The organism is Shewanella mangrovi (genome assembly GCF_000753795.1).
GTDB lineage: Bacteria > Pseudomonadota > Gammaproteobacteria > Enterobacterales > Shewanellaceae > Shewanella > Shewanella mangrovi.
In genome coordinates, this window is the sequence record NZ_JPEO01000022.1 from 67236 (window position 1) to 76241 (window position 9006).

The window sequence follows — 9006 nt, forward strand, 5'->3', positions numbered from 1 at the left end:
CCTCGCGCTTATTGAATCATAGACGCTTTTTTGTAATGGAGATGTTAAATCGTTCGCAGTCTGAATGCTATAGGGTTGAACGCGGTGGAATCACGACGTTTGAAAAAATCAATCCAGCAATCAATGACATAAAAATTAAAAATAGCTGTGGGCCTAAATGCGGCTGATTAAACAGCGTCTGGCCGGAGACAAAGGCATTGAGTCCCATGTAGGTTTTACTGCCCGGCACCAGAATCACAATACCTTGCAGCAGCGCGATAGACGCCGGGGATTTGGTCCAACGAGAAAATAGATTGGCATAGATCCCCACGACAAAGGCACCAAAGAAAATACCGATGGAATCACCTAAGTAAATTCCGCCAAACATGGCCGAGAAAAATGCCAGCACACCAGCAAATATCCCCCACGGGGCATCTTTCAGGCGCGCTTTGAAGATAAATACCAAGGCGGCAGAGAGCAGTGGCACCGCCAGCCAACTGGCCCAGCGCGGCAATGGCATTGGTTCGATAAATACGTACTGGCCTAGAATGGCACTGCCGATGGCAACACCTAAGACGGCGCCAAAATAGAGTTTAAACAGCAACATCATCGCATCCATAATACGCATGGTGCCTGACATTAAATCCCGTGCCGCCAGCTCCGCTAACCCCAGCGTTAACGCCAGTCCCGGTACGAATACAATGACGCCAGACAGAATCACCACCGGAATATTAATCGATGCATCAAACTGACTGATGATGCAGGCCAAAATGCCCGCAACAAATGAGGCAGCGGGTTCTACCAGTTCTGCCATGCGTTTGGATTTTTCCGCACTGTAAGCCAGTGGATATATCAGCAGACCGATAACGCCCGACCAAAACACATCGTTCCAGCTGGTGGCCATTAGCATTGCGAAGGCCGCTGCTGCAGTGCCAAAGGCGCATAACGTCAATAATGGGCCATAAGGATTGGGCTTATTTGCAATTTCCGCTAAGCGGGCAATCGCTTCTGACAGGGTTCGTTGCCCAGTGCGCAATTCTTCTACGAGTTCATCGGTGCGCGCCAGCGAGCCTAAATCTAACTCGCCAGGTTTAACTCGTGCGACATGGTTATATTCTTGGTCGGTATCGTGTTGCAGTACAAAGGTCATTGAGGTGGGCGAAATCAGAAAATAGCCGTCCAGCCCCAGCGTATTGGCAACCGTTTGCAGGTGAGTTTCCAGCCGATAGGCGGGCGTACCAAACTTATGCAGTGCTTTGCCTAGCTGAATGATGAAACGTCGTTTTTCTATAAACTCTTGATTATCCAAAATAAGCCCTGCCGCCAGTTATCATAAACGATTAATGCCGTTGCTAACGGCGCGCATTTTAAGCCAATGTTTTGCCAAAGGAATAATGACATAAAAATATAATTTACTTAATGTGATCAGCGCGTTATCTATAACAAAAAATTTAGCTAAGGAAATCGGTATGTCTCTTTATATCTCAGGGTTTTATTGTGGCCTCAGTGGCTTATTGCTACTGGGCTTAAGTGCGCTGGTGGTGATGGTGCGGGTGCGTACTAGAGTGGGGATTGGTGATGGTCAGCAACCCGCCTTGATTGCCGCTATTCGCGCGCAGGGCAATTATGTCGAATACGCCCCGTTGGTGTTACTGCTGCTTGCTGCCGCAGAAGCCGCTCAACTGGGTGCATTATGGCTGCACATATTTGGCACTATATGGTTGTTAGGTCGCTTGTTACATGCGTACGGCATGGTCAAAGCTGAAGGCGGAGTGCACCTTGCGCGGCTCATTGGCATACTGTCGACATGGATAACCTTATTAAGTCTAAGTGTAATCAATATCTATTATTGGGGGGCATTAACCTTGTCAGCGAGCCACTAAGATAAAGCAGATTAAAAATTCGGTATTTGCTTAAATATTGTTCACACTGAATAGCTGGGTGCTGTTATACTCCGCGCCCCTGACAAGCGTAGTCAGTCACCAGATTTTTACGGGTTGAGTTTTTCATGCAAGTTGAATCCAGTTTATTCCGCTATCCTCGCTATCGTGACGATTTAACACCAGCGCCATTTCTGCCAATGTCCAAGAAGGAGATGCTGCAACTGGGGTGGGATAGTTGCGACATCATCGTGGTGACTGGTGACGCGTATGTTGATCATCCCAGCTTTGGTATGGCGGTTATCGGCCGTTTGCTGGAAGCGCAAGGATTCCGTGTCGGTATTATTTCGCAGCCAGACTGGCACAGCAAAGATGATTTTATGCAGCTCGGCCGCCCGAACCTATTTTTCGGTGTCACGGCTGGCAACATGGATTCCATGATCAACCGTTATACGGCAGACCGTAAGCTACGTCATGACGACGCCTACACGCCGGGGAACGTCGGTGGCAAACGCCCTGATCGCGCGGTGACCGTTTACACTCAGCGTTGTAAAGAAGCCTTTAAAGATATTCCGGTGGTGATTGGCGGTATTGAAGCCAGTTTGCGCCGTATTGCTCACTATGATTACTGGCAAGATAAGGTACGTCGCAGCGTGCTGTTCGACGCTAAAGCAGATTTGCTGATCTACGGCAACGCCGAGCGGCCATTGGCTGAAGTCGCCCATCTATTTGCCAAAGGCGCTACGCTGGATGAGATGCAAAATATCCGCGGTACGGCGGTACTGCGCCGTGAAGCTTTGCCTGAGTGGCGCGGCGTGGATTCACGTAAAATTGACCAACTGCATAAGATTGATCCTATTCCCAATCCTTATGGCGCGGACGATGTGGGTTGTCAAAATCTGTCTGGCCCAAGCGATGCCAAGATTTTTGATAACGATGCCGCTACGCCTATCAGTGTGCAACCGCCAAAGCCGCGGCCGTGGGAAAAAACCTATGTACTGCTGCCCGCGTTTGAACGGGTGAGTGAAGACCGTTTTCTTTATGCCCATGCGTCGCGCGTGCTGCACCAAGAAACAAACCCCGGTTGTGCGCGAGCGCTGTTTCAGATGCATGGTGACCGCGGTGTGTGGGTTAACCCGCCAGCATTCCCGTTGAATACTGATGAGATGGACGCTGTATTCGATCTGCCGTATCAGCGTGTGCAGCATCCGGTCTATGGTAAGGAAAAAATCCCTGCCTATGACATGATCAAAACCTCGATCAACATTATGCGCGGGTGTTTTGGTGGCTGCTCTTTCTGCTCGATTACCGAACATGAAGGCCGCATTATTCAGAGCCGCTCGCAAGAATCGATCATCAAAGAGATCAAAGATATTCAGGCCAAAGTCCCCGGCTTTACTGGGGTAATTTCTGATCTTGGCGGTCCTACTGCTAACATGTATCGCTTGAGCTGTAAGAGCGAAAAAGCAGAGAAAACCTGCCGCCGCTTATCGTGCGTATTCCCGGCCATTTGTGGTCACTTAGATACCGACCATCAGCACACCATCGACCTGTATCGCGCTGCCCGCGATGTGCCCGGCATCAAGAAGGTATTGATTGCGTCTGGGGTGCGTTACGACTTAGCAATTGAAGATCCGCGCTACGTGAAAGAGCTGGCGAAGCATCACGTGGGTGGGTATTTGAAGATTGCCCCAGAGCACACCGAAGAGGGGCCGTTGTCGAAAATGATGAAGCCGGGCATGGGGACCTATGACCGCTTCAAAGAGCTGTTTGACCAATATTCGAAAGAAGCAGGCAAAGAGCAATTTTTGATCCCATATTTTATTTCGGCGCACCCCGGCACCAAGGATGAGGACATGCTCAATCTGGCGCTGTGGCTCAAAGAGCGCAAGTTCAAATTGGATCAAGTACAGAACTTCTATCCGTCACCGATGGCGAATGCCACCACCATGTACCATACGGGGTTAAACTCGTTGCGTAACGTGAAGCACGATAGCGAAGAAGTGCCGATTGCCAAAAAAGGCCGTCAGCGCCGTCTGCATAAAGCCTTGCTGCGTTATCACGACCCTGCTGGTTGGCCGCTTATCCGTGAAGCGCTGGTGAATATGAAGCGTGAGGATCTGATTGGTACAGGTCCACAACATCTGGTGCCGCCAGAGGGCCGCGCCGAACAGTTTGCTCGTAAACAGAGTGGTGGCAAAGCTGGTAAAGGTCAGCAGGGACTGACACGTTTCAGCTCGAATCAGTTTGCTAAGGGTAAAGCGGAACAGGGCAAAGGCAAGGCTAATAGCGCCAATGCTAAAGGGCAGAATGGCAATCAAGCCGCTAACTCTACTGCTGGCAATGGCAATAAAGGTAAGCGAGGGAACCAACGTCCTGGCGCAAAACCTGTGTTTGGCAGTAAGCCAGCAGGACAAAAATCGCGTAGTCGCTAATCCTAGTTTGTGAATCTAAAGAAAGCGCCAGCATGATTGCTGGCGTTTTGCTGTTTGCAGCAATGGCAGTGAGCTTACTTGGCCTTACCTGACGCGATTTTATGTGCCTCTCGTGCCGCGGTTTTCTCGAGGTAGGCAGCGATATGTTCCATTCCTGAAACATCGGCGCGATTGGCCGCAAAACGCAGTGCGAGTTCCATCTGGAAATCCGCACCTGTGATCTTATCGCCAGCAAACCATTCGTGGTCTTTCAACCAAGCATCAATCAATGTTAATTGTGGTTGTACGCGTGGTGTAATAAAGGCGCTGTCCAGTCCGTCAATGATTTTGCGGGCAATAGGTTTGACGAAAAATGGCATAGGTCGCTCTTTGACCTTACCCAGTACCAAACGCATCACCAGCAGTGGCATCAGCGACCCTTCGGCAAAGTGCAGCCAATAACGATAATCCAGCAGCGCCTGGCCGGATGTAGGTCGGAATTGTCCTTCGCTGTCGTACTTATCAAGCAGGTATTCAATAATGGCGCCTGATTCAGCAATCGTCACATCGTCATCAGTGAGCAGCGGCGATTTACCCAGTGGATGAATCCGTGTCAAAGCTGCCGGGGCGCCGTAGGTTTTAGGATCGCGGCGATAGGTGATCACCTCATACTCAAGGCCCAACTCTTCAAGTAGCCAGATGATACGAAACGAACGCGATAACTCTAAATGGTGGACCTTAATCATAAATATCCTCATTAAACGTCAGAGGTGAATTTGAAAATGTTTGGCGAGCAGAGATGTCAGCACGTGGTCCTGCCATTCGCCGTTGATACATAGATACTCTTTCGCTAGCCCCTCTTTTTCGAAGCCAAGTTTGTTAAGTAGGGCGGCTGAACGATGATTGCACGGAATGTAGTTCGCCATAACGCGATGTAAGGACAAGCGCGTAAATGCAAACTCAAGCGCGGTATGACACAGCGTTGGCATCAACCCTTGTCCTTCAAACTCGGCATCTATGCCGTAGCCCATAAAGCAGGCCTGAAAAGGTCCTTGTACGATATTGCTGAGGGCACAATGGGCAATAATGCGTTGTTCAAACTCCAGTGCAAACCAATACTCATTACGTGGTTCGGTATAGAGATGGTTCAATCTTTGTTGCCAATTAGCCACACTGTGGAAATTATGTGGCCGCAGTGGGTCCCAACGCCGAAAGTGTGCTTGGTTACGCATAAAGTAGTCCGACAGTTTAGTGGCGTCGGTTTTATCTACTTGGCGAGCGTGCATAGCGTTAACCTCATCGTTAGCTTGCTTCAGCAGCCTAGAAATCTGTACCTAATAACGCAGATTATGCTGCTTTTATGTCTGAGTCGAGTAATCGCGAATTTGTTAGCAATTTTATGTGTTTGTTACGACTTTAAATTTGTTTAACTGTATGAATTAAATCAAAAATAACATTTTTTAAGCGACCTATTGTGTTGCTGAAAAAACGCGCTATTATCTAGGCGTTACTACCACTGCAACTGCGTTACTCAAGTACATCATTTCCCGTTTTTCACCCGACTTTCCCCTTAAGTTATTGGAGTTTTTATGCGTCAAAAACAGCTGGAGTTTGTTTACATGCGAGGTATCGCCATTATGTTGATTGTGGCGGGCCATAGCATCTATAACTCCGGGGAAGGTTTTCCGGCATTGCTGGAGAATCTTATTCGCGGTGGTACCGCCTTGTTTGTGTTTATCTCAGGCTACTTTTTCCATCGTGTATTCTATAGTCGTTTTGAATTCCGCCGCTTTATGCAAGGTAAAATCAATAATGTACTGTGGCCATTTTTGATTGTGTCGTTAGTGGGCCTCGCGGCACTCACGCCGCAGTGGCTGTTAATCGATCATCATAGCTTGCAGCAGTTGCCGATTGATGTGTGGTACACAGTGCGCAATGGCTATGTGTTGTATCCACATTGGTATATTCCCTTTATTTTATTGATGTTTATCGCGTCGCCATTATTTATGGATTACATCAAATTGGGGGTTAAACAACGTTGGTTGCTGCTGCTCGGCTTATCTATTTTGGCAATCGCCTTGCAGCGTCCCATTGGCAACGTGAATGTGCTGCAGTCGGCCTTGTACTTCTCGCCATTTTATCTGCTGGGGATCTGTTACTCGCAAGATGAGGATGCGTTGACGACTATGCGTGTACCTTTGCGTTGGGGCGCGCTGCTGTTGCTGGTGGTTACATTGGTGATGCAAACCTATGTCGAAGGGCATTTAGGGAACTACCACAAAAATTTCTGGGAGTTTAACAACGGCTTTGATTGGCAGTTTTTACAGAAAGTGGCGCTGTGCGTATTAGTGCTGCAAGGTTGTGAATGGCTGGCGACACGTCAGGAATCGCCGTGGCTGATCCGTTTGGCCGATATGAGTTTTGCCGTCTTTTTTCTTCACCCGCTGTTTTCGATTCTCATCGGTAATCTGTCGCATCTGTTCCATTTCCGTCTGCCACCGGGTTCGGCAATGACATCAATGCTGTATTCAGCACTGCTGTTTATTATTCAGTTAGGGGGAAGTGTGCTGTTGGCGTTGTGGCTGAAACAAAGATTTGGTGAACGTAGTAAAACGGTGATGGGTTGGTGATGTGCAATAAAAAACGGGAAGCTTGTAGCCTCCCGTTTTTACTCGAGCGATCAGCGCTGGTCAAAGGTAAATGACTGCCCGGCTAATGCCGCCTCAAACATTAAGCCACCTTTAGCCGCGGTAAAGACGGCCATACCATTGATATAGGCTGCTTTGGCTGTTTGGCTGCCACCATGTTGGCCAGCACCCGCTGAGTTACCTGTGGTCCCCGCTTGCGCGTTTGCACCCACGTTAATGGCGACGGCTGAAGCTTGTGCGCCAAACTCAAAGCTACCACTCGTGAAATCGTTATACGCTTTGGCATCTTTAAAGAAAATGATCTCACTATAGGCCTGACCACCGAGTTGGAAACCAATAGAAAGCTGTGTCAGGGTTGAGTTACCTGTGTAAACGCCACCACGATACACCCGGCCCTTACCGTAAGCTGCACCGATACCGATGCCACCTTTGCCTACGGTAGGAAATACCGCATAACCATATGCAGTATCAAAAAATTTATGGGTCTCAGTCGCTTTTTGAAATTCAGCGAGGGTTGCACCGTAGCTATCGTCTGCAGCGGCACTGGTCGCAATCAAGGCGCCAGTGATCATAGTCACCAAAGCAACGGTGATCTTCTTAAATAGTGTCATATGCACCTCCATTCTGTTTTTCATCTTTAGTGCTGACAAACGTTAGCTTACCTGTGCCATGTTAAATTCCTAGTCATTGCACATCAAAAAGCGCTGAACAGGCTTTCTTTTGCGTGAACTGTCAGGGCCGATTCAGTTATGGAGGTGCTGGTGCAAGATGTTAACAATGACGCAGCAAAATTCTTTACTGCGTTTCTGTAGGGGAACTCTTGGTCGCTTGTTGGCGCAAATAACGATTCGACACATTCACTGGTGGTTTTTCTGGAAACGGTTTGCGCTCGTTTAATAGATGCCGAATAGCTAACAACGGATGACGCAGCAACATGCGTGGGCCGCTGTAGCGCATAATGGTTTGCACTTGCGCTTTGGGCTCAGCTTTATAGCAATGAATTGGGCAGTGACGGCAAGCGGGCTTTTGTTGACCATAGGGACAGCGGTCCAACCGCGTTTCGGCGTAGGCAACTAGAGACTTGCACTCATCGCATAGTTCATCACTGATACTATGATGTGCGCGACAATAGATGTGCACCATCGCATTGATAGTACGCAGCTCGGTGGCTAATTGATCGCTGAGTAATGAAGACATAGACAGCTCCATCGACGTCTGTTGTCTGCAAGTGTAGCGAGCTGCCAAAAGCGCGCCTAGTTTTTCATCTGGCTTTTAAGAAGATGCGCACAAAATAAATCTTTATGCGCACCTTTTTCATCACAGGCTAAATATGCATCACTTTATCGACGGCTAAGGTCCATTGCGTAAGATCGCCTAATGTGCCAATTTCGGCGCCATCTACCAGCATGTTACTGTTCACTCCGCGTGCTTCAACGCAGGTTTTACACAGTTTTACCGGTACATTCTGTGCTAAAAGTATCTCTAGCATCTGCGCCAAGTTATAACTTAAATCCGGCGTATTCTGGCCCGCAACTGCGCTGAATACCGCATCAGACATTAAGAACAACTTCAGCTCAACAGGTTCTTCTGCAAGCTCTTTTAAGGCAATAGCAATACGCAGTGCATTGAACATTTTCTCGGAGCCGTAAGGGCTGGCATGAGCCACAATTAGTACCTTTTGCATCTTCACTCATCCTTTAAGTGCAACTAAGGAACTCAGTGTATCAGCTAGGTTCGATTCAAAAAGTGTGACAGTCGATAGTTTATTAAGCATATATTGGCAGGATTTGTTAGATTAACGCCTTGATTCAGCAAACATATTGCTCTAAAAAAGAGCTATAACTAAAGCTGTAATACCATGAGCCAATTGAAGGAACCACTTCATGACACCCTATATTTTGCTGGTGCTGTTGGTTGTCGTCGGAATTTTTCTATTTTTCCGCACCAAAAAGGCGGCTGAGCAGGAAAAGCCTAGCTTCCATCAACCGAATCAAAAAGTCTCACCGGAAACTGAATCTTCGCTTGAGGATGCACAATTTAGCGCGCAGGCTGAACTGCCAGAGCCAGAGCCAGAGCCAGAGCCAG

At 48.4% G+C, this 9006-nt stretch carries 9 protein-coding genes and 1 pseudogene; 4 read left to right on the forward strand and 6 right to left on the reverse strand.

The genetic code is table 11. The features are described 5' to 3' along the window. Window positions 1-67: 67 nt before the first annotated feature. Window positions 68-1288 carry a threonine/serine exporter family protein gene (locus HR45_RS17345; RefSeq protein ID WP_037445488.1) on the reverse strand — a complete coding sequence of 407 codons (1221 nt, stop codon included), beginning with the start codon at window positions 1286-1288 and terminating at the stop codon, window positions 68-70. Between the two features lie 160 nt (window positions 1289-1448). Between HR45_RS17345 and HR45_RS17350 the strand changes: the two genes are divergently transcribed. Both HR45_RS17350 and HR45_RS17355 read left to right on the forward strand, forming a co-directional pair. After that, window positions 1449-1862, forward strand: coding sequence for an MAPEG family protein (locus HR45_RS17350; protein WP_037445490.1), 414 nt, complete (start codon window positions 1449-1451; stop codon window positions 1860-1862). 125 nt (window positions 1863-1987) lie between these two features. After that, a complete protein-coding gene (locus HR45_RS17355) occupies window positions 1988-4294 on the forward strand; it encodes a YgiQ family radical SAM protein (RefSeq protein WP_037445492.1) in 2307 nt (768 codons plus the stop codon). A gap of 74 nt (window positions 4295-4368) precedes the next feature. Here the strand turns inward: HR45_RS17355 and HR45_RS17360 are convergent, their stop codons facing one another. Together HR45_RS17360 and HR45_RS17365 are read right to left on the reverse strand one after the other, a co-directional pair. Then, window positions 4369-5019 (reverse strand): glutathione S-transferase, encoded by a 651-nt coding sequence (locus tag HR45_RS17360; protein WP_037445494.1) that lies wholly within the window; start codon window positions 5017-5019, stop codon window positions 4369-4371. An 18-nt stretch (window positions 5020-5037) separates the two neighbouring features. Further along, on the reverse strand, window positions 5038-5559 hold the full coding sequence (locus tag HR45_RS17365; RefSeq protein WP_052074822.1) for a GNAT family N-acetyltransferase: 522 nt from the start codon (window positions 5557-5559) through the stop codon (window positions 5038-5040). 303 nt (window positions 5560-5862) lie between these two features. On the opposite strand from HR45_RS17365, the gene HR45_RS17370 reads away from it, so the two are divergent. Next, window positions 5863-6903, forward strand: a complete 1041-nt coding sequence (locus tag HR45_RS17370; RefSeq protein ID WP_037445496.1) for an acyltransferase family protein — start codon at window positions 5863-5865, stop codon at window positions 6901-6903. Window positions 6904-6953: 50 nt separating this feature from the next. Here the strand turns inward: HR45_RS17370 and HR45_RS17375 are convergent, their stop codons facing one another. The 3 genes from HR45_RS17375 to HR45_RS17385 form a co-directional block, all read right to left on the reverse strand. Continuing rightward, window positions 6954-7493, reverse strand: coding sequence for a YSC84-related protein (locus tag HR45_RS17375; RefSeq protein ID WP_241461153.1), 540 nt, complete (start codon window positions 7491-7493; stop codon window positions 6954-6956). A 223-nt stretch (window positions 7494-7716) separates the two neighbouring features. Next, window positions 7717-8118, reverse strand: a complete 402-nt coding sequence (locus HR45_RS17380) for a nitrous oxide-stimulated promoter family protein (protein ID WP_156104115.1) — start codon at window positions 8116-8118, stop codon at window positions 7717-7719. A 127-nt stretch (window positions 8119-8245) separates the two neighbouring features. Continuing rightward, complete coding sequence (locus tag HR45_RS17385; protein ID WP_037445499.1) at window positions 8246-8605, reverse strand: DsrE/DsrF/TusD sulfur relay family protein; 360 nt, start codon at window positions 8603-8605, stop codon at window positions 8246-8248. Window positions 8606-8804: 199 nt separating this feature from the next. Between HR45_RS17385 and HR45_RS17390 the strand changes: the two are divergent. Then, a pseudogene (locus HR45_RS17390) lies at window positions 8805-9006 on the forward strand (hypothetical protein); the annotation flags it as partial.

Coding starts and splice junctions, on each gene's coding strand:
- HR45_RS17360 (WP_037445494.1), bottom strand. CDS start 5,019: ATGATTAAGGTCCACCATTTAGAGTTATCGCGTTCGTTTCGTATCATC.
- HR45_RS17350 (WP_037445490.1), top strand. CDS start 1,449: ATGTCTCTTTATATCTCAGGGTTTTATTGTGGCCTCAGTGGCTTATTG.
- HR45_RS17355 (WP_037445492.1), top strand. CDS start 1,988: ATGCAAGTTGAATCCAGTTTATTCCGCTATCCTCGCTATCGTGACGAT.
- HR45_RS17385 (WP_037445499.1), bottom strand. CDS start 8,605: ATGCAAAAGGTACTAATTGTGGCTCATGCCAGCCCTTACGGCTCCGAG.
- HR45_RS17370 (WP_037445496.1), top strand. CDS start 5,863: ATGCGTCAAAAACAGCTGGAGTTTGTTTACATGCGAGGTATCGCCATT.
- HR45_RS17375 (WP_241461153.1), bottom strand. CDS start 7,493: ATGATCACTGGCGCCTTGATTGCGACCAGTGCCGCTGCAGACGATAGC.
- HR45_RS17380 (WP_156104115.1), bottom strand. CDS start 8,118: ATGTCTTCATTACTCAGCGATCAATTAGCCACCGAGCTGCGTACTATC.
- HR45_RS17365 (WP_052074822.1), bottom strand. CDS start 5,559: ATGCACGCTCGCCAAGTAGATAAAACCGACGCCACTAAACTGTCGGAC.